The following is a 20,145-nucleotide window of genomic DNA, read 5'->3' as shown; positions in this document are numbered from 1 at the left end:
GCGGGAATCGACGCATCATGCGAGAACGCGCCCTGGGAGGTTGTGCGGTCGGGGCTAGGCCGGGTTGCGGACGACTGCCGTCGTTGAGGACAGCAGGCACCCGGCGGGTGGAAGGTCGTTGGCCGGGAACACCGTTGCCACCGCGATCGCGAAGCGATGTGCGCGTTCGACGTAGCCGGGCTCGGTGTAATGCACGCCGTCGGTGGAGAACCAGCTCTGCTGGGTTTCGCCAGCCCAGTCGTACACGCGGAGATTGGGGTAACGCTTGCACGCGTTTAGCAGGGCACGGTTGAACCGCTGCATCGCCTGATTGCTGTATGCCGGGTTCTGGTTGAGCTTGTTGGTAATGATCGTCGGCCACATCACCGGCTGGCCCTTCAGCGGTGCCAGGAGTCGGTCGATCCGCATGTCGATGGGCCCGGGACCGCCGACTTCCATGTTGGCGGCGTCGTTAATACCCATCGCCATCACCCAGCACCCCTTGAACCCGCGGGAGACGTCGCCGACGATCGAATCGTGGGCATTCGGTTGCCCGTCAACCTCCTCCAAGCTTGATCGGCCACCAACCACGTCGGACTCGTAGTCTTTGACGCCGACCGACTTGTACTGGCCCGACAGTCGGAGCGCCGGATTGGTCTGGAGTTCGGCGGCATTCATGCCGATTGAGGTGGAGTCGCCGACATGCAATAGCTTGGTGCACTTGGTCTTCCGCTGAGCGGCCGGCAGGGTTGGGCCCGTGCGCAATGGCGGGGGGCCAGCGTTCTCGGTCAACGGGGCATCATCGGTGTCGCCCGCAGTGGAGAGCGCGCTGATCACCGGAAGGTCAGGGTTGATCTTGCTGACACCGACCATTGTGCCCATGCCGACGAGGACGACGGCACCAACGGTGAGCATGGCGCGGACAGGTGAGCGACGGGACTCGTCGGCGGGCATAACGATGTGCTCGACGGTGGCCGGCTCCGCGGGCGGCTCGAGGGCATCGGTAGTCGAATCGGCTTCGACATGAGTTTCGAGCTCGGCGGACATTTCGGGCTCGGCCGTCGGTTCGGGATTGCTTACCTCGAGTTCGAGGTGCTCCTCAATCAGCGGCACCGGCACCACGGCCTGCTCGCTGTCGTTCAGGCTGACGGGCTCTTCACGCAGGGGCTCGATGTGAATCGGCGGACTGGTGAGGCGCTCCGCAGCTTCAGTTGGCGGCTCAGCGGGAACTTCGGGATCGATCGGCGTGAAAGCGTCGACCGCCTGTAAACGCTTGCGCTGAGCGCTGGTGAGCGCCTCGACGATGCGAGTGAAGAAGGCGATGAGCGCGGTCGTGAACTGTGCGGGCAACTTATCCTCCGCGGGTCGGGGTGTGGTGAAGGCGGCGCGGAAGCCGTAGCGGCGAATCGGGTCCTCCACGAAACGCCAGGACAGCGTCGCTAGTAGAAGGGTCCCGGCGATGACGGCGACGGAACTGACCCACAGCGATTCGGCGCGCAGTAGTCCGGGGAGGAACGCGACGAGGGGCATGTGCCACAGGTAGATGCCGTACGAGCGTTCGCCGATCCATCGCAACGGCTGGATGGACAGCAGTGATGCCACGAGCGTTTGCGGTGCGACGGCCGCCATCAACACAGCCATCGTCGCGAGCGTCAGCGCTAGGAGTCCCCACGTGTACAGGCTGGTCGACGTATCGGGCATGGTGAGGCAGAGGTAAGTGATGGTCGCGAGTCCGGCTAGGCCGAGGACGTCGAGCACACAGCGCTGATTATGGGTGACGCGGTGCTTGCGGGCTGGCCACCAAAATGCCAGGGCGGCACCGAGGAGGAGGGCACCCGCACGGGTATCGGTGCCTTCGTAGGCGCGGGTGTTATCGAAGCCCGCGGTGGCGAGTTCCGACAGCAGCCAGAACGAGCCGAGGGACAGAAGGACGATGACGCCGGTGATGAGAGTGCGTCGCTTCAAGACCAGGTACATCAAGGCCAGCAAGAGGGGCCACACAATGTAAAACTGCTCTTCAATGGACAGGGACCACATGTGGCTTAGCGGGCTGGGGCCACCGAAGCGCTCGAAGTACGACTGATTGGCACCGATCGTGTGCCAGTTGTTGACGTAGAAGAACGCGCTGAGGGCTTCCCACCAGTACTGTTCGAGCTTCGCCGGAACGACGATCGCCGCAGCGCCCAGTGTGGTGACCAAAACGAGGGCGACGGCTGGCAAGAGTCTGCGCGCGCGACGGAGCCAAAATGTTTTGAGGCCTAGATTTCCGTGTTTCTCGTGCGAGGAGATGAGCAGCGAGGTGATGAGGAACCCGCTCAGGGTGAAGAACACGCCAACACCCAGCAGGCCTCCGGAGAATCCGGGGATCGACAGGTGATACAGGATGACGAACGTAACGGCCAGGGCGCGGATGCCGTCGAGCCCCGGCAGGTACGACGAGGCGTTATGTATCGGACGTGGCATCCTGCGGTGGAACTCCCTAGCTAGCGTGTCGCTGAGACGAACTCGTGGCATCGAGTCCGGTGCCGAGGTCTCATTTTAGGCGAGGAAGCGCGCGATGCGAGTCAGTCAAATGAGCGAAAGTCGCTGCTCAGCGACATTTCGGACGTGATGTGCGCCACTGAAAGGTGCTGGGTGGCCTACCGTCCGGGGAATGCTGTGGCGAGTGCGGTAGCGAAGAGTCGGTTGCGCTGAACCAGACCGGTTTCGTTGTAGTGGATGCCATCGACGTACCAGCTGGGCTGTGCTTCGCTGGCGAAATCGTAGATCCTCAGGTTCGGGTAGCGGCCCGTAGCGCGTGCGAGGGCGGCGTTAAACGACTTCATGTTGTCGGGGGAATAGGCGGCGTTGCTGGCGTTGCCGGTCATTACCGTTGGCCACAGAACCGGTTGGCCCGTCAGTTCGGACATCACGCGATCGATGCGTTGGTCGGCGTTCACTGCACTGCCGACGGCGATGTTGGCGGCGTCGTTGACGCCCATAGCGATCACCCAACAACCGCTCTTGCCTGCGGACTTCTCGGTGCGGATGGCGTCGACTGCGTTCGGTTCGTCGTTGACCTTCTCGACGATTGACCGACCGCCAAGGGCGTTCAATTCAACCGTCTTCGAGCCGACTCGCTGGTATTGGGCGGTGAGACGGTCTGCTGCGGAGGGGATTCGGAGGGCGCTGTCGATGCCGACGGAGGTGGAATCGCCGATGTGGACGACGGTCTGGCATGAGGTACGTCGGTCGCCGGTTGGCGCGAGATTCGGTGGGGTGGCACCCGGGGGGTTGGCGCCCGGCGGGGTCAGGATGTTGAACAGCCCGGGTAGGTCAATGCTCGACGAGCCGGTGGTCCCGAGTGCGGGGATGTTCTGTGTGATGAGTCGGCCGGCTGCATCGATCAGCGTGGCGCTGATCTGCCCGGTTTGTGCCGGTGCCGCTGACGCGGGCGAGGTGGTCGCAAGGCCGGTGCTCAGGAGGGCGGCGCTGGCGATGGCGACGGCACCTCGTTGCATTCGAGCACGTAGGCGTGAAGGGGAATCACTAATCACATCAGTCACAATGATGTCATTGCACATCATCAGCAACACGATCCGCAAGGCTGGAGGGATTGCGGATCGATCACAGAACAGTTCGTGCGTCGGTTTAGATCATGAAGTGCAGGCTTCGGACCACGGCCACGCCGAGGTCGGTGTCGCCGATAATCTCCACGTTCTTCGGGTTCGCCAACGGGCGGTTGCCTGCAAGTCGGGCCAAGTCGACGGCGTCGAGTTTCAGGGTCACATCGGGCTTGCCCTCAATTGCGGGAACTACCGCAGACCGGTCTTCCGTCGAAATGAAGATGGTGAGGGGATAGAGGCCGGTGATGTCGAAGGCGACGACGCTCCCAACCTCCGCCCGCGCCTTCTTCCCTACGACGTACGGCAGCGACATTTCGATCTCACGGATCGCGAATTGAGCTGGCGCAACATTCTCGGGCTTGCCGAGATTCAGGGAGTCGCGAAGATCAATCTCGTGAACCCAGCAGTCGAAGTCGCGGACCCGCATAAACCGACCGTAGGTGTCGGGGCCGACGGGAGTGGCTGAATCCGCGTCCCATTGGCCTTCGGTCATTCCGCGCAGTGACTTCAAGCGCCCGGCGGTGACCGAGGCGAAATCTGCCATCAGCGCATCACGGGAGCGCGCCCGGTAGTGGTCGATCCACCGCTCGTTGAGTTCACCGATCGCGTTCTTGACGTGTTCGCGTTCCTTCACGTCGACTGTTTCGTCTGGCTGCAGGCCACTGATCATGGACTCCGTGCCAACAATGTGCGCCATGATGTCGCGAACCTGCCAGCCGGGCAGGACCGATTCCGTCGTCCACTGCTCGTCGGTCAGTGGTGAAACGAGATCGTGCAGTGCCTGCCATTGGGTTTCGAGCGCATCGATCAACGGTTCTTGTGGGACGAAGGTCGTCACTGGGGGTCCTTCCGCGGGGTGTCTGGTTGTCGCTCACGCTAGCCGGAGTTGCCCGCTGATGCCCGGATTGGCGGAACTCAGTTTGGGTAGTGGCGTCCGACCCGATATCTTGGGTTGGGTCGAATGATGTTCGGCACCCGCGCGTATAGCTCAGCGGTAGAGCTCTGGTCTTACACACCAGCGGTCAGGGGTTCAAATCCCTTTGCGCGCACCAAGATTGGCGAAGGCCAAACGACGTTTGAACTTCTGGTCAACAGTTGCTCGTCAACATCTGCCTGTTGCGACAGGCTGTACGAAGTCAGAATTTTCCGGCGCTAGAGCAATTCCCGCCTGCGCCACCAGTTCGTGGAACGCCAGGACGTACCGCGTTCGACGGTCACCGCACGAAATCGCTCGTCGAGTTCCGCAATCGCCACCCGCAGTCGATGCGCTCGTCGACCGTCGCGGTGCAACAGTCGTTCAAGCGCTTCGCGGGCATCTGCCAGCGGCATTTCATCGCAGCACGGCCAGCGGTCGTCGTAGTACTCCCGTTCGCGGAAGCGACGTTCCGTGAACTCGACATGCCGTTGCCACTCGGCGAGATACTGCAGTGCTGCACCGTCTTTTCGGGGACGGCGGACCCGATGCGGATTCACCGCAGGTGAGGGACGAGTGCCCTCTCGATCAGGATGTTCATTTGAAACGCCGTGACGTGGCGTGGCCGGTGAATGGTCGCCGGTAATGGTGACGGCTTAATGCTAGCGACTGTGCCGCCTTCTTCCGAACAGCAACTCATCCTGTTCGCGACGGTACGCGCGCAACGAAATGGAGCGGATGGCAGGATTCGAACCCGCGTCGCACGGTTTTGCAGACCGCTGCCTTGCCTCTCAGCCACACCCGCAGTAACTACACCTTGTCGCGGACGGCAGAAAGTGACCATGGTTACGGTCGGCGTGAGTTCAATTGGTGGGAGCGGGGGCGTCGCGCAGGATTGGACCCGAACCGAATGACCGTGCTGCGGTAGCGGTCATCAGGCGCGACGGTTCCGGATCGGAGCGGAGACGACGCTCCAATTCGGCGGAGTCGGGGAGTGGGCCGTCGGAAGCAACCACGACGATGTTGCCGCTGCGTCGACCCTTGAACATCGACGGATCAGCAATCAACTCGATGTTGGTGAACACTTCACCGATGGTGGCGACCTCGCTGCGAACCGACTTCAGATCCCGGCGATCGCCACAGTTCGCGATATAGAGGCCCTCCGGTGTCAACACGCGGCGAACGGCTTCGGTGAACTCGACGGTCTTGAGATGAAGCGGTGTCACGCTCTCAGCAAAGGCATCGCGAATGACGACGTCTCGCGTCTGCTCGGTGAGGCTGACGACGACGTCGCGCGCATCGCCGACGCGGATGCGGAGGCGGGGTGCGCGTGGAAGGTCGAACCATTCGCGAGCCAATCGCGCCAGCTCGGCGTCGATCTCGACAGCCACGTGCCGCGACTGCGGGTAGGCGTGCGCCAAGTATCGGGGCAACGCGCATGCCGCGGCTCCCAAATGCAGCACCCGCAAGCCAGTCGCGCGGTCGGCGTAATGGTCCTCGATGGCCGCGACCGCCTGACGCATGTACTCGAAATCGAGTATGTCGGGGCGGTCAGCGATGTGACTGCTCTGCACACCATTGACCGACAGCAGCCAACCGCCCTCGCGATCGGGGGTCAGCTCGGCAGTACCGGTGGAAATCTCATAAGAGCCTGATTCAGGTTCTTCACGTGCAGTGGCCATCGGGGTCGATCCTAGCCGTCGATAGGCTCAGGGCCATGCGCAAGAACTTCCAGCCCACCGGATTCGACCAATCCGGCGCATGGGGCCTAGCTCTCGGAGCGACGGCCGACGCCGTCTTCGCCGACCCCCAACGCGGGCATCCCGTCGCAGTCTTCGGTTCTGCCGTCTCACGGAGTGAAGCCGTGGTTTACGCGGACAGCCGTGCTGTCGGAACGGGGTTTACCGCCTTCTGGGTCGCGGTGGCCGCCGGTATCGGCGATGTGGCCGGACGACTTGGAACCGTAGGTACCGCTGCAGCCACGTTCACTGCACTGGGTGGCACGTCGCTCTGCCGGATCGGTGACAACATCGCCGATGCCCTCGACGCAGGAGATATCGAAGGCGCCCGCAGACTCGTCTCCGGACTCGTGGGACGCGACCCCAATCTGCTCGACGAACCCGGGATCTGCCGGGCCGCCGTCGAATCCATCGCGGAGAACACGTCCGACTCGGCAGTCGCACCGCTCGTGTGGGCCGCGGCAATTGGCGCACCGGGGCTTCTCGCGTATCGAGCCATCAACACGCTCGACGCCATGATCGGCTATCGCTCCGACCGCTACCGAAACTTCGGCTGGGCCGCCGCGCGTACCGACGACGTCGCCAACCTAATACCGGCCCGCGTCACTGCGTTGATTGTGGCCGCAGCGAGCGGCCAGCCCGGCGTCGTATGGCGAACCATTCGACGCGATGCCGCCGCCCACCCCAGCCCGAATGCGGGGGTCGTGGAAGCGGCGTTCGCCGGCGCCCTCGGTATCGAGCTGGGTGGCCGGACCGTTTATGCGCACGGAATCGAGGAACGACCGACGCTCGGCGACGGGCGTTCACCTACCGCCGCTGACCTGAGAGCGGCGGTCGCGCTGTCGCGCAGAGTGCAGATCGTTAGTGCCGTTGGGGCGGTGCTGATTCGGGCGGGGCTGGTGCGGCGTCGGTCCGCGGGCACAGCCTAGCGAGAAGGCGACGACGGTCATGATCGTGCATTAGGTGCCGGCTGATCGTCGCGGTTCCTCGGTACACCGTGCGCCCGCGGGCTACTTCCCGTAGCGCTGTGCCAGTTTGGCTTTGACGTCGTCGTCGGTTTCGGCGCCTGCGGCGCCGCCGCCGATCTCCGCGGTCTGCTTAGCGAGGACGTCATTGCCGCTGACCGTGCCGGTGCCGCGGAGCTGCTCGCGGATCCGGTCGCGGTCCTTGCGGGTAGCGGGTGGGGGCGGCGATGACTCGTCGGCTTCCGCAGCGACCTTCGTCGCGCGCCGCGCCTTGACCTCCGAGTAAATAAAGTAGCCAGCACCCAGCGGCACCATTAGCCCGAATGCGAGCCACTGCAAGCCGTACGACAAGTACGGTCCCGAATCTAGTTGCGGCAACTCAATCTCGCCGAGCGACCCGGGTTGATTCGGCGACAACTGCAGATAGAAGCCCTCAGATGGCAGTGCCGTGACACGGCCAAGTTGCGAAGTATCGATCGTGTACGCAGTCCACACGGCATTCTCGACGCGTGGTTCTTTACCCGGACTGGTTGCCTCGGTTTTCCGAATGCGGGCGGTAATGGTCACCTGCCCGGCGGGGCCTGGCTCAGCGTTGACGACGTTGCCCTCTTCGGGACGTACCCACCCGCGATTCACCAGCAGCACTCGATCCGAACCCGCCACCTGGAATGGTGTGACGACCTCAACCGACGGTCGCTCGCCGGCTGTGCGTAAACGGATCAACACCTGCTTGTCGTCCAAGTAGTTCCCGGAAACGGTGACTTCGCGCCACTCGGTATCAGCGTCGAACGACTTCCCCTTCGGGGCGAGCTCATCGAGCGGGACCGGTGCCGTCGACTCAGCGGAACGGATCAGATTGTTGCGGTGCTCGGTCTCGGTATTTTTCCCCAACTGCCAGGGAGCGAGAACCCAAAAGCATGCTGCGGCAAAGGCGACCGTGAACACCGCCAGCAACAGCCAACCGGGACGCAGGAAAGATTTCAGCACACGCACACCACCAGGTTACGTGGCTTAACGGGCGAGCCGGTTAAGCCCGCGCTGCCAACGCCTTCTGGACCCACGCGAGCAGGCCCGGAACTGCTGCTTCAATCTGTTCTCGGACCTCGGCAAAATCAGCCTGACTGCCGTAATACGGATCGGGGACTTCGGCGCTATCGGCGTTCGGATCGAAACTCCGCAGCAGTTGCACGCGATTGCCAAGCCGCTTGCGTTCCAACTCGGTGACGTGCCCGGAATCTGCTGCCACGAGGAGGTCTGCGGACAAGTGGTCGGGCGTCAGTTGCGCGGCGACGTGCTTGTCGGAGTAGCCGTGCGCCAACAGTTCGGTCCGTGCACGATTGTCGGCGGGCTCCCCGATGTGCCAGCCACCAGTGCCAGCACTGCTGATGCGGACGACGTCGGACAGCCCGGCATCGGCGATCGCCGAACTGAAGATCGACGCCGCCATCGGGGAACGGCAAATGTTGCCCGAGCACACGAAGCACACGTGCAGTTTGTGGGGCGAGTTGTCAGACACCGAGTTCCTCACGCAGTTCCTGGACCGATTCGACGATCAAGTCGGCTGTAGCTATACCGGTTATCGACAGAGCCTTCTCAAGTTCTCCGGGAAGAGCGTAGCCCCAGGCGACCCCAATTGCCGGGATACCGTGGGCGGCAGCCCCGACGATGTCGTGAGATCGGTCACCGATCATCACAATCGGATGTGATGGCGTTGCCCAGCCTAGTCCGTCAATCGCGTGCGCGATGACGTCAGCTTTCGTCGGGCGTGTGCCGTCCGGACAAGCACCGGCGACAAAGTCGAAGTAGTCGGACAACCCAAAATGGCCGACGATTTGTCGCGCCAGAGGCTCATTCTTGCTAGTTGCTACGGCCATCCGACGACCCGACGCAGCAAGGTCGGCGAGCAGTTCCGCGATGCCGGGGTATACCCGGTTTTCAAGCCAACCGATCCGACGGTATCTCTCCAAATAGGCCTCAATAGCGGCGGTGATCTGCATGTCGTCAAGGCCGAACTCGCGTCCATAATTGCCCATCGACTCCCGAAGCGGCGGTCCGACGACGCTGCGCAAAAACTCCTCCGACGGCACCGGATATCCGATCTTTTCGAAGGCATAGACATAGCTGCGGGTGATGCCTTCATAACTGTCGGTGAGGGTTCCGTCGAGGTCGAATAGCAGGGCGGTCGCGGCGTCATCGAGTAGCGGAATCACGGCCTCCATGGTGCACGTATCGTTGGCAGTCATGGAACAACGCCCGGCCGCAGACACCGCGGGCACACTGTTTGACCCGCACCGGCACGGTGACGAAGACACGGCCGACGGGGTCCTGGACTTTGCCGTCAACGTGCGACCGGGGCCCCAACCCTTCCTCGCCGACGCCCTACGCGACCGCATTGGTGACCTCGGTGCGTACCCGTCGTCTACCGATATCGCGGCAGCCACACGCGCGGTCGCCGACCTGCACGGTCGTGAACCGTCGAACATCCTCTTGCTTGGGGGCGCGGCCGAAGGCTTTGAACTCCTTGCCAAGCTCGGTGCCGGGCATGCCGCGCTGATTGCACCGTCATTCACCGAACCTGAGCGGGTGCTCCGCGCCGCCGGAATCCGCATCACCAACGTGGTTCTTCAGGAGCCGTGGGGCCTTGAGGGCGCCAACATCCCGGACGATGCGGACCTGGTGATCATCGGCAATCCCACCAACCCGACCTCGGTCCTGCACGCGCGGACACAGATCCTGGCGTTGCGTAGGCCCGGCCGAATCATCGTCGTCGACGAAGCATTCGCGGACCTGACCTACGACGCTGCGGGCGACGTCGTGGAGCCGGAGAGCCTCGCCAGCGATGGCCTGCCCGACATCATCGTGATCCGATCGATCACCAAGACCTTCGCCCTCGCCGGTCTTCGCGCGGGCTACCTTCTTGCCGACTCCTCGATCATCGGGACCCTCGACCAAGGTCGTCGACACTGGCCGCTCGGAACCCTCTCGCTGGTCGCGCTCATCGAATGCCTCGGCCCGCAGGGACAAGACTTCGCGCGCCGCGAGGCGCGGACTGTCGTCGGTGATCGCGAGTATCTGCTGTCGCGGCTCGCCGAGATCGACGTAAGGCCCGCGGCGGTGCCGTCCGCGCCGTACGTTCTGATCAAGGTCGATGACGCGCTCACCTTGAAGGCAAGACTCCGAGAGCGTGGGATCGGAATCCGCAGTTGCGCCAACTTTGTTGGGCTCGGGCCCGACTATTTGCGGATCGCGGTTCGGCCCCCGGCGTCGACTGACGCCCTAATTGATGCCATGAAGAATCTGTAGCAGAGGAGTGTGACGCACTATGAGCCCCGTGTTGGGTGAGGTGCTCGCCGAGTTGGACCGGGTCTATCCCGCCCATCTCGCAGAAGATTGGGATGCTGTCGGCTTGGTGTGTGGTGATCCGGCCGAGCCCGCCGAAAAGGTGCTGATCTGCGTTGATGTGACCGATGCTGTGGTTGATCTGGCAGAGCAAACAGGCACCCAACTGATCGTGGCGCATCATCCGCTGCTCATGCGCGGTGCGACGACCGTGGCCGCTAATACGGCCAAGGGGCGGATCCTTCATCGCCTGATCAGGGCGCGCTGTGGCCTGCTCTCCGCCCACACCAACGCCGACAAGGCCAGGCGCGGAGTGTCGGACGCGCTCGCCGAGGTGCTCGGCTTGCACAACACGACACCGCTGCAGCCATACCGTGTCGATGGTCTCGACAAGTGGATCGTGATGGTCCCCGAAGGCAACGCCGAGCAAGTGAGTACGGCGATGTTCGCTGCCGGGGCAGGTGCTCTCGGCGATTACCGCGATTGTCTGTGGAGCGTGGTCGGAACGGGACAATTCCTGCCTATCGACGGGGCGACGCCAGCGATCGGCGCGATCGGGAACCTCACCCGCATCGATGAGCAGCGCCTGGAAATGGTTGCTCCGCGAAAACTCCGCAACACGATCCTCGCCGCGCTGCGCAATGCGCACCCATATGAGGAACCCGCCTTCGACGTCTTTGAGCAAGCGGCACTCGACTCCGATATTGGGTTGGGCCGGATCGGCACGTTGACCGAACCGATGTCGTTCTCCGCATTTGTCGCACATGTTGGCGCGGTGCTCCCGAAGGCCGCCTGGCCGGTGCGCGGTGCTGGCGCACCCGACACCATGATTAGCACCGTCGCGGTGTGCGGCGGTGCCGGTGATTCGCTGATCGGCGCGGCCACGGCGGCCGGTGTCGACGCATACGTGACCGGTGATTTGAGGCATCACGTGGTCGATGAATCACTGCGAGCGGGGTCGCCCGCACTCGTCGATGCCGGACATTGGGCGACCGAGTTCCCCTGGTGCGGCACCGTCGCCGATATCCTGACGGAGTTCGGTTGCCGGGCAACCATTTTCCAAGACCCGACCGACCCCTTCACGGTGGTCGGCGGACATAAGGAGCAACAGTGAAGGTTCCCAGCGCACAACAGCGACAACTGCTCGACGTCGCCGACCTCGACGCCGAACTGGCCAAGATGCGGCACGAGTTGCGCAACCTGCCGGAAGATGCCGAACTCACGAAGCAGGCGCAGAAGCTTGAGGAGATCCGCGACGACCGTTCGCGGGCACAGGTGGCCGTCGACAATCTGCAGAACGAGTTTGAGCGCGTCGATAAGGAGCTGACCGGTACCGCCGAGCACCTCAAGCGCGATCGGGACCAGATCGAGTCCGGGGCCGTCGGCCACAAGGCGCTGGCAGAGTTTCAGCATGAGGTCAGTGGCCTGGAACGACGCAATGAGGCACTCGAAGCTGAACTGATGGAGGTAATGGAGCAGCAGGAGGCGACGGCCGCTGAACTGGAGCGGACCGAGGCTGCCCTGCTGGCCGCGACCGAGCAGGAACTGGCAATGGTCGCCGATCGCGACGCGGCGCTGGTGGCTGTCGAAGAAAAGGTCACCGACGCCCAGACCAAGCGCGCTGCCCTGATCGAGGGCATCGATGCGGCGATGGTGGCGATCTACGAGAAGCTTCGCGAGCAGGGTCGGGTGGGTGCCGGCCTGCTGCGGCAGCGGCGCTGCGGTGCGTGCCGGATGGAGCTTGATCCCCGCTCGTTGGCCCGGATTGCCGCGGCCGATGAAGACGAGGTACTTCGATGTGAAGAGTGCACCGCCATCATGGTTCGAACTGCGCAGTCGGGCCTGCCGACGCCTGCCGCCGACGAGTGACGGGCAGCGATGAGCAGCGATAAGGCCCCGTCCTGGCAAGGGCAAATGGCGGCTCCCACTCGGATCATCCTGTTGCGTCACGGCCAGACGGCACTGTCGGTGGACCGTCGCTACTCCGGGCGTGGGAACCCGGAGTTGTCTGAGCTGGGACGCGAGCAGGCGGGAGCGGCTGCCGAGCGGATTACTTCCGGCGCGTTCGGGACTATCGATGCGGTCGTTTCGTCGCCATTGTCGCGGACGATGGCGACTGCGCGTGCTGTTGCCGACGGACTCGGCAGCAGCCTGAGCGTTGTCGACGGATTGATTGAAACCGATTTTGGTGCGTGGGAGGGGCTGACCTTCCGCGAAGCCGCCACTCGCGACCCCGAACTGCACAAGCAGTGGCTCGGCGATATCGATGTGGCACCGCCGGGTGGCGAGAGTTTCGCGCAAGTTGGCGAACGGATCGCGCAGACGCGCACCGCTCTCGTCGAGGCCTACTCGGGAAAGACCATCCTCGCCGTCTCGCATGTCACGCCCATCAAGACGATGCTGCGGCAGGCGCTTGAGGTGGGCCCGCAGTTGCTGTTTCGCCTGCAACTGGATCTGGCGTCGATCTCCATCGTTGAGTTTTTCCCCGACGGTGGTGCGGTGGTGCGGCTTGTCAACGACACCGCACACCTGCAGTAGATCGAGCTGATGCCCCGGATCTGAGATACCCCAGCGCTAACCCCCATCGTTTAACGCCCCATCGTTTAACGCCCCATCGTTTAACACCGACGGAACCTTTGCCGCTACGCTGAACTCGCGAACGAGTCGGCCGGGCGGCCGCGGCGAGGGAACCCCACGATCCATCGTGGAGGCCTGAGTCGAGGAAAGTCCGGACTCCACAGACGCAGGGTGGTTGCTAACGGCAACCCGGGGTGACCCGCGGGACAGTGCCACAGAAAACAAACCGCCTCACGTTTGACGTGCAGGTAAGGGTGAAACGGTGCGGTAAGAGCGCACCAGCGGCACGGGTGACCGTGCTGGCTAGGTAAACCCCACCCGGAGCAAGGTCGAAGCTCGCACCGCTGCGAGGCGTGTGCGCGTGCGCGAGTGTTTGAGGACTGCTCGTCCGATACTCGCGGGTTGGCTGCTTGAGGTACCCGGCAACGGTGTGCCCAGATGGATGGTCGCCACCGGTCCGTTGGACTGGGACAGGATCCGGCTTATACGCCGACTCGTTCGCGCTAGACGTGGCTCGTGCCGCGCTTCGGCGGCGTCGGCAATATGCTCGGGACATGCAATTCAGGATGCGGGCACCGGCAATCGACTTTGCGCAGTTGCGCGCCGACATGGACATCGAGACCGAGTTCTCCGCCGACGCCGAAGCACAAGCCGCGGCCGTCACCGACCGCTTTGCTGCTGACCGGGTCGACCGAACCGACCTTGAACTGGTCACCATTGACCCTCCCGGTTCGAAGGATCTTGACCAAGCACTGCGCGTGGTCCCGAAGACAGCAGGCCAACGGGGGAGCGACGGCGACGGATTCCTTGTCTACTACGCCATCGCGGACGTCGCAGCGCTCGTCGAACCGGGCAGCCCGATCGACATCGAAAGTCGACGTCGGGGTCAGACGATCTACTTTCCCGACGGGAGCGTGCCGCTCCACCCGCGGGCGCTGTCCGAAGGCGCCGGATCGCTTCTCGGTGATCAGACTCGGCCAGCTGTGCTGTGGACTATCGACGTGGGCCCCGATGGTGGCACCCGCAGCGTGCATGTGGAGCGAGCATTGGTGCGATCCCGCGCCCGACTCGATTACGCGGGAGTCATGGCTGACGTGAAAGCCAATACATTGCATCCGGCGATAAGTGCTTTCCCTGACTTCGGTCGGACGAGATTGGCGTGGTCCCTTGCGCGGGGCGCCGTTCATCTGGATCTGCCGGACCAGGAGATCGTGCCCCACGAGCCGGGCCGAGCGTGGACGCTGCAGATTGCGCCGCGGACGCCCGCGGACCAATGGAATGCGCAGGTGTCATTGCTGGTCGGCATGGCAGCCGGGCAGATTCAGGTTGACGCCGGGATTGGTCTCTTGCGGACCCTGCCACCGGCATCGGAGGCCGCGATCACCGAGCTTCGTCGGACGGCGAAACATCTGAAGATTGGGTGGCCCGAGGGGGCAACGCCCGGCGAGTTCCTGTCGACCCTGGAACCCGATGCGCCAACCACGCTCGCGTTGATGACCGTCGGCGCGCATCTGATGCGGGGTGCCGGGTACCTCTCGCTCAATGAGACGACAGCGGCCGAAAGCCCCGCCAAATTGGGGCATGCCGGAGTCGGTGGCATCTATGCACACGTCACCGCACCGCTGCGTCGATTGGCCGACCGGTACGCCACCGAGGTCTGCTTGGCGGTCACGGCAGGCAGCGAGGTACCGGGATGGGTGCGCGAAGTGTTACCGAAACTCCCGGAGACGATGAGCAGCTCGGATGCTTTGGCGTCCAAGGCTGAACGCCAGAGCGTCGACCTCACCGAGGCGGTCGTGCTCGCCGATCAGGTGGGCACCAAATTCGATGCCGTCGTGATGCGCGCGGAGAACGGTAAGCGTCCGGCGGAAATTTTTATCGACACTCCGGCGATTGTCGCCAAGTGTGCCAACGCACCGGCACCGGGGACCGAATGTGCCGTGGAAGTCACAGCTGCCGATCCGTCGATTCCCAAGGTGACGTTCCGAGCGGTGTAGCCGCGCGAACGTTGGCGGAGATTCGGCTACCGTCGGCTGCGGCGGTACTTCCGTACGGCGCGGCGACCGCGAGATTCTTCGTGGGCGTCCATGCGACCCAAGACAAACAGGGCATCGCGACTCAGCGCGGGGTTGCGTGCGGCCTTGGCGAGATGTTCCCGGTTGAGGACGGTGTCATGGAAGATCCCGAGGTGAGTCTGCACCGACTTGGCTTCCGCACCCGCCTTCGCCAGGGCGCGGCGACCCAACGGGTCGGCTGACTCGGCGGTGTATCGAACGGCCTTGGCGCGCTTACGGACGGTGTGCAGTTGTTCCACCCATTCCGGTGACCACGCCGACAGGTTCTTGAGTTTCTTCTCCGCACGGCGCATCCCCGCATAAGACAGGCCCACCGCCTCGGCGGCGGCCTTCCGCGCATCCTGAGTCGCCGCATGCCCGGGGATCGGGGCCTCAATTAGACGGTCGAGATCGTCGAGCATTTGCAGGTATCGCGGGGTCGACATGGCGAATCGAACAGCCTTGAGGCTTCGCTCATGACGCACTTGCTCGTCCTCGATCAAAACTCTAACGAGGTCAGCGGGAGCGCTTTCGCGGGCGAGGAGATGCTCGTTGGCGGCCAGCGCGACCTCGCGGTCGCGGGCGTCACCCAAAACTTCGGCCAGTTGGCGCAATTCGTCGGCGACCGGTGCCGACATCTCGGGAGCGATGGCACCCGGGTACGACTGCAGGATTGATCGAATCTTGCGCGCCGCGACCCGCATCTGGTGAATGGCGTCGTGCCCGTTCTCCCGCGCAATCGGATCCCACATCAGGAGGGCATCGCGGTGCGTGGCCAGATCGAACTGCACCAAACCCAACGCCGATGCCTTCTTCGGCAATGCTCGAACCAGATCGTCGTGCGGTTGAGTCCCGATGGCGCGAGCCAACTTTGACTCACTGGACGCTCGCCGAGCACCGGCAGCCAACAGCAACTTCCGGGCCCGTTTCAAGAGTTTGTGATCACCTCCGGTGAGTTCAAACTCCCACTCCGCCCAGCGATTGGTCGATCCGCCGGGCAACAGCGATTCCGCCGAAACGACGTCCTCACAGAACTCGGCGAGCGACCGACCATGTTCATCGCGGACGATGGTGACCGTGCGATCGGTGGTAATCGTCGCCACCGGCACTAACTCCGCTGACCGAATGACCGTCAGGATCTGCTCTCGCAACGCGGTTGGCACCTCGGAGTCGCCGCCGTCTTCGAAACTGATGGCTGTTTCTCGGCGCCCGCCGGCCACCGACGACGGCCGCTTCAGGTGCCAGCCAGCATCGGTGCCACCGGTCCGGCGGCGCAGGGTTATTTTGTTCTTCGCCAGCAGCGTGTCGGCGGTGTCGAAGTAGGTGGCCTCGAGCAAGTACGTTTCCGGGTCGCCGATGCTTCCTTCGGTGGCCCTGCCTTCTTCAGTAGCCCGGCCTTCTTCGGTAGCTGCTGTGGACTGTTCCGAATTGGACGGTGCCGCAACGAGTTCAAAGAGTTCAGGCGCTGGAAGTCCCGCTTCGACGTCGAACTTTAACTCGATTTCAATGGTGTCGGACGGACTCATGTTCAACTGCTCCTACCCGGGATGACGGTCAGTGGTCGGCAAAACGATCAGTGGCCTCAACAAGGTGGTGGACGATGCCTGGTTCGAAAGAAGCGTGACCGGCGTCGTCGACTACACGAAGATCAGCGGCGGGCCAAGCCCGATGAAGGTCCCACGCACTGCGCATCGGACAGACCACATCGTATCGGCCCTGAACGATTACCGCTGGTATGTCCGCGATGGTCCCGATGTTCGCGAGCAGTTGGCCGTCGTCCATGAACCCGTGGTTGACGAAGTAATGGTTCTCGATTGTCGCGAACGCGAGGTCGAAACGCGTCGTCTGATTCTCGTCAGGCTGGGGGAGAAGGTAACTGGTCTTCGACTCCCAAGTACTCCAGGCGGTTGCCGCGCGCTGCGCGAGTGCCCGATCATCACCGGTCAGGAGTCGGTGGTAGGCCGCAACAAGGTCGCCGTCACGCTCGTCGGCCGGAATTGGATCGAGGTAGGTTTCCCACAGGTCCGGGTAAATGTTGGCGGCACCCCCGTTGTAGTACCAGTCGATTTCGCTGCGCCGCAGCAGAAAGATTCCGCGCAAGACGAGTTCGGTGACCCGGTCCGGATGGGCCTGCGCGTACGACAGTCCGAGGGTAGAACCCCATGATCCGCCGAAGACCTGCCATTTGGTGATCTCGAGGTGCTCGCGGATCTTCTCCATGTCGGCAATGAGGTGAGCCGTGGTGTTTACCGACAGGTCGGCACCTTCGGCGATGTGGGGACGCGACTGCCCGCAACCGCGCTGATCAAAAAGCACAATGCGGTAGCGGGCCGGATCGAAGAACTGCCGCTGACGCGGTCCCGTTCCACCACCCGGCCCGCCGTGCACAAAGATGACCGGCTTGCCGTCAGGATTGCCCGAGCACTCCCAGTAGATCTCTTGGCCGTCGCCTACATCGAGGTGGCCGGAGTCGTACGCGTCGATGGCTGGGTACAGGCTTCGCATGCACCCAACTCTAGTGCCGTCACAGCACTCTCACTCGGTCGCGACGCACGAATCAGTAAGAGTGTTCGGGGCCGGGGAACGTTGCGTTAGCAACCTCGGCGGCGTAGGTACGAGCTGCTTGACGCAGGTCGTCGCCGATCGAGGCGTAGCGCTTAACGAACTTCGCCGTCTTGCCATGCGTGTAGCCCGCCATGTCTTGCCAGACGAGGACCTGCGCGTCGGTCTCGTTGCCCGCGCCGATCCCGACCGTCGGGATGGTGAGCTTGCGGGTGATCTGTGCGGCGATGTCGGCGGGAACCATTTCCATGACAACGGCGAAAGCGCCAGCTTCCTGAACGGCAATCGCGTCGGCGACCAACTGCTCGGAAGCCTCGCCGCGGCCTTGCACGCGGAAACCGCCGAGACCGTTCACACTCTGCGGGGTGAAACCGACGTGGGCCATCACCGGAATGCCTGCGGCTGTCAGTGCGGCAATTTGCGGGGCAACGCGTTCGCCGCCCTCGATCTTGACCGCGTGCGCGTTGCCTTCCTTGAAGTAGCGCACCGCAGTTTCCATCGCCTGCTGAGGACTGGCCTCGTAGGTGCCAAAGGGCAGATCAGCGACGACGAGTGCGTGCGGTGCACCGCGCACCACTGCGCGAACCAGCGGAATGAGCTCGTCATTGGTGATCGGGATGGTGGTGTCGTAGCCGTAGACGACGTTGGCGGCAGAGTCGCCAACCAGCAACACGGGGATCTCGGCCTCGTCGAAGAGACGGGCTGTGGAGAAGTCATACGCGGTGAGCATCGGCCACTTGCGGCCTTCGGCTTTCCACTGGGCGAGGTGGTGTACGCGGGTCGCGCGGCGCGGAGCGGCCTGCGCGTCGGCGGCGGGAGCGGAGCCGTACACGGATACGTCTGACATGGTCTGCCTCATTTCTGCCTCGAGTCCCGAAAGTCGGGTACCCGGGTTGGTGTGGACAGTCCAATTGTCCCACTGGCGTGCGCGCACGAGTACCCGCACTCCGGTGGGATTGGTCACAGAGCGCGGTGGCGAGTGCTGGCCGCGGTGGCGACACCGTTCGGAGGCATCTGCGTTGGTGTAACACGCATGTAACCGTTGGCCTCTAAGGTTCGCAGTATGGATCGCCAACAGGAATTCGTGCTGCGCACCCTCGAAGAGCGGGACATCCGCTTTGTCCGACTGTGGTTCACCGACATTCTTGGCTATTTGAAGTCGGTCGCCATCGCACCCGCAGAACTGGAAGGAGCTTTCGCCGAGGGCATCGGTTTTGACGGTTCCGCGATTGAGGGCTTTTCCCGGGTCTCGGAAGCCGACATGGTGGCTAAGCCGGATCCGTCAACGTTCCAGATTCTCCCGTGGCGCGACGAAGGTGAGCTGTACTCGGCGCGCATCTTCTGCGACATCACGATGCCCGACGGTTCGCCCTCCTGGGCCGATCCCCGCAACGTACTGCGACGTCAGCTCAACAAGGCCGCCGACCTCGGCTTCACCTGCTACGTACATCCCGAGATCGAGTTCTTCCTGCTTGAAAACCGGCCTATCGACGGCACGACGCCGGTGCCCGCAGACCGCGGCGGCTACTTCGACCAGGCTTTCCACGCCCTCGCACCCAACTTCCGTCGGCATGCGATCGACGCCCTCGAAGCCATGGGTATCTCCGTCGAGTTCTCCCATCACGAGGGGGCACCGGGCCAGCAGGAGATCGACCTGCGCTACGCGGACGCGCTGTCAATGGCCGACAACGTGATGACCTTCCGCTACCTGGTGAAGCAGGTGGCGTTCAGCGACGGGGTCCGCGCAACGTTCATGCCCAAGCCGTTCAGCGACTACCCGGGCTCGGCAATGCACACCCATATGAGCCTGTTCGAGGGCGACACCAATGCCTTCCACAATCCCGATGATCCGATGCAGTTGTCGACTACCGGGAAGCGGTTTATCGCTGGCATCCTGCGCCACGCCAACGAGATCAGCGCCGTCACCAACCAGTGGGTCAACAGTTACAAGCGATTGATCTACGGCGATGAAGCACCGACTGCGGCCACGTGGGGCGGGGCCAACCGCTCGGCCATGATTCGACTGCCGCTGTACACGCCGAACAAGGCGTCGTCGCGTCGCGTCGAAATTCGAACACCGGACTCGGCTTGCAACCCGTACCTGACGTTCGCTGTCCTGCTGGCTGCCGGACTCAAGGGCATCGAAAACGAATACGAGCTGCCCGAAGAGGCGGAAGACAATGTGTGGGCGTTGACCGAAGCTGAGCGCCGCGCGATGGGCTACAGCGAACTTCCGGGTTCGTTGTCGGAGGCGCTGGTCGAAATGGAAAAGTCAGAACTGGTGGCAGAGACGCTCGGCGAGCACGTCTTTGAGTATTTCCTCCGCAATAAGCGTGCCGAATGGAATGCATACCGCAGTAGGGTGACGCCATACGAACTTGAGCATTATCTGCCGCTTTAGGAGGGGCATAA

At 63.3% G+C, this 20,145-nt stretch carries 18 protein-coding genes, 2 tRNA genes and 1 other RNA gene; 9 read left to right on the top strand and 12 right to left on the bottom strand.

Going from position 1 to position 20,145, the window contains the following annotated elements; all coding sequences use genetic code 11:
- Positions 1 to 54 precede the first annotated feature (54 nt).
- The 3 genes from WBA38_RS09100 to WBA38_RS09090 all read right to left on the bottom strand — a co-directional run bounded on the left by WBA38_RS09100 (position 55) and on the right by WBA38_RS09090 (position 4,422).
- The gene (locus WBA38_RS09100) at positions 55 to 2,442 is read right to left on the bottom strand and encodes an acyltransferase family protein (protein WP_424322532.1); all 2,388 of its coding nucleotides are present in this window, start codon (positions 2,440 to 2,442) and stop codon (positions 55 to 57) included.
- Between the two features lie 176 nt (positions 2,443 to 2,618).
- Complete coding sequence (locus WBA38_RS09095) at positions 2,619 to 3,479, bottom strand: SGNH/GDSL hydrolase family protein (protein ID WP_424322531.1); 861 nt, start codon at positions 3,477 to 3,479, stop codon at positions 2,619 to 2,621.
- 130 nt (positions 3,480 to 3,609) lie between these two features.
- Positions 3,610 to 4,422 (bottom strand): maleylpyruvate isomerase family mycothiol-dependent enzyme, encoded by an 813-nt coding sequence (locus WBA38_RS09090; protein WP_424296749.1) that lies wholly within the window; start codon positions 4,420 to 4,422, stop codon positions 3,610 to 3,612.
- Positions 4,423 to 4,561: 139 nt separating this feature from the next.
- Here WBA38_RS09090 and WBA38_RS09085 point away from each other — a divergent pair.
- A tRNA-Val gene (locus WBA38_RS09085) sits at positions 4,562 to 4,636 on the top strand.
- A gap of 100 nt (positions 4,637 to 4,736) precedes the next feature.
- Here WBA38_RS09085 and WBA38_RS09080 read toward each other — a convergent pair.
- The 3 genes from WBA38_RS09080 to WBA38_RS09070 all read right to left on the bottom strand — a co-directional run bounded on the left by WBA38_RS09080 (position 4,737) and on the right by WBA38_RS09070 (position 6,179).
- Entirely contained in the window at positions 4,737 to 5,057 is a 321-nt protein-coding gene (locus tag WBA38_RS09080; protein ID WP_424322530.1) for a hypothetical protein, read from the bottom strand.
- Positions 5,058 to 5,227: 170 nt separating this feature from the next.
- Positions 5,228 to 5,302: transfer RNA gene (locus WBA38_RS09075), tRNA-Cys, on the bottom strand.
- Positions 5,303 to 5,360: 58 nt separating this feature from the next.
- Positions 5,361 to 6,179, bottom strand: coding sequence for a spermidine synthase (locus WBA38_RS09070; RefSeq protein ID WP_424322529.1), 819 nt, complete (start codon positions 6,177 to 6,179; stop codon positions 5,361 to 5,363).
- A gap of 35 nt (positions 6,180 to 6,214) precedes the next feature.
- Between WBA38_RS09070 and WBA38_RS09065 the strand changes: the two genes are divergently transcribed.
- Entirely contained in the window at positions 6,215 to 7,165 is a 951-nt protein-coding gene (locus WBA38_RS09065) for a cobalamin biosynthesis protein (RefSeq protein ID WP_424322528.1), read from the top strand.
- A gap of 81 nt (positions 7,166 to 7,246) precedes the next feature.
- On the opposite strand, the gene WBA38_RS09060 is transcribed toward WBA38_RS09065, so the two are convergent.
- Genes WBA38_RS09060 through WBA38_RS09050 form a run of 3 tightly spaced genes read right to left on the bottom strand, consistent with a single transcriptional unit; the run spans position 7,247 to position 9,444 of the window.
- Complete coding sequence (locus tag WBA38_RS09060) at positions 7,247 to 8,194, bottom strand: SURF1 family protein (protein ID WP_424322527.1); 948 nt, start codon at positions 8,192 to 8,194, stop codon at positions 7,247 to 7,249.
- Between the two features lie 34 nt (positions 8,195 to 8,228).
- Positions 8,229 to 8,717: a low molecular weight protein-tyrosine-phosphatase gene (locus tag WBA38_RS09055; protein WP_424296740.1), complete on the bottom strand. Its 489-nt coding sequence runs from the start codon at positions 8,715 to 8,717 to the stop codon at positions 8,229 to 8,231.
- Entirely contained in the window at positions 8,710 to 9,444 is a 735-nt protein-coding gene (locus WBA38_RS09050; protein ID WP_424322526.1) for an HAD hydrolase-like protein, read from the bottom strand. The genes WBA38_RS09055 and WBA38_RS09050 overlap by 8 nt, the downstream gene beginning before the upstream one ends.
- Here WBA38_RS09050 and cobC point away from each other — a divergent pair.
- From cobC to WBA38_RS09020, 6 genes are all read left to right on the top strand, one after another.
- Complete coding sequence (gene cobC / locus WBA38_RS09045) at positions 9,443 to 10,504, top strand: Rv2231c family pyridoxal phosphate-dependent protein CobC (RefSeq protein WP_424296736.1); 1,062 nt, start codon at positions 9,443 to 9,445, stop codon at positions 10,502 to 10,504. The two genes, WBA38_RS09050 and cobC, sit on opposite strands and share 2 nt — an antisense overlap.
- 19 nt (positions 10,505 to 10,523) lie before the next feature.
- On the top strand, positions 10,524 to 11,654 hold the full coding sequence (locus WBA38_RS09040) for a Nif3-like dinuclear metal center hexameric protein (protein WP_424296735.1): 1,131 nt from the start codon (positions 10,524 to 10,526) through the stop codon (positions 11,652 to 11,654).
- Positions 11,651 to 12,409 (top strand): zinc ribbon domain-containing protein, encoded by a 759-nt coding sequence (locus WBA38_RS09035; protein ID WP_424296733.1) that lies wholly within the window; start codon positions 11,651 to 11,653, stop codon positions 12,407 to 12,409. The genes WBA38_RS09040 and WBA38_RS09035 overlap by 4 nt, the downstream gene beginning before the upstream one ends.
- Before the next feature lie 45 nt (positions 12,410 to 12,454).
- Complete coding sequence (locus WBA38_RS09030; protein WP_424322525.1) at positions 12,455 to 13,078, top strand: histidine phosphatase family protein; 624 nt, start codon at positions 12,455 to 12,457, stop codon at positions 13,076 to 13,078.
- 122 nt (positions 13,079 to 13,200) lie between these two features.
- Positions 13,201 to 13,618, top strand: an RNA gene (gene rnpB / locus WBA38_RS09025) — RNase P RNA component class A.
- Positions 13,619 to 13,671: 53 nt separating this feature from the next.
- Positions 13,672 to 15,114, top strand: coding sequence for an RNB domain-containing ribonuclease (locus tag WBA38_RS09020; RefSeq protein ID WP_424322524.1), 1,443 nt, complete (start codon positions 13,672 to 13,674; stop codon positions 15,112 to 15,114).
- 26 nt (positions 15,115 to 15,140) lie between these two features.
- Here the strand turns inward: WBA38_RS09020 and WBA38_RS09015 are convergent, their stop codons facing one another.
- From WBA38_RS09015 to panB, 3 genes are read right to left on the bottom strand one after another with little or no spacing between them, the layout of a single operon-like run.
- Positions 15,141 to 16,697: a CHAD domain-containing protein gene (locus WBA38_RS09015; protein ID WP_424322523.1), complete on the bottom strand. Its 1,557-nt coding sequence runs from the start codon at positions 16,695 to 16,697 to the stop codon at positions 15,141 to 15,143.
- Positions 16,698 to 16,725: 28 nt separating this feature from the next.
- Positions 16,726 to 17,676 carry a prolyl aminopeptidase gene (gene pip, locus WBA38_RS09010; protein WP_424322522.1) on the bottom strand — a complete coding sequence of 317 codons (951 nt, stop codon included), beginning with the start codon at positions 17,674 to 17,676 and terminating at the stop codon, positions 16,726 to 16,728.
- 52 nt (positions 17,677 to 17,728) lie between these two features.
- A complete protein-coding gene (panB, locus tag WBA38_RS09005; protein WP_424296726.1) occupies positions 17,729 to 18,580 on the bottom strand; it encodes a 3-methyl-2-oxobutanoate hydroxymethyltransferase in 852 nt (283 codons plus the stop codon).
- Between the two features lie 216 nt (positions 18,581 to 18,796).
- On the opposite strand from panB, the gene glnA reads away from it, so the two are divergent.
- Entirely contained in the window at positions 18,797 to 20,134 is a 1,338-nt protein-coding gene (glnA, locus tag WBA38_RS09000) for a type I glutamate--ammonia ligase (RefSeq protein WP_424296724.1), read from the top strand.
- Positions 20,135 to 20,145 lie beyond the last annotated feature (11 nt).

The organism is Gordonia sp. (in: high G+C Gram-positive bacteria), assembly GCF_049647785.1.
Taxonomy (GTDB): Bacteria; Actinomycetota; Actinomycetes; order Mycobacteriales; family Mycobacteriaceae; genus Gordonia.
Note: the sequence above shows the minus strand (reverse complement) of the source record. Positions and strands in the feature narration are given on the sequence as shown.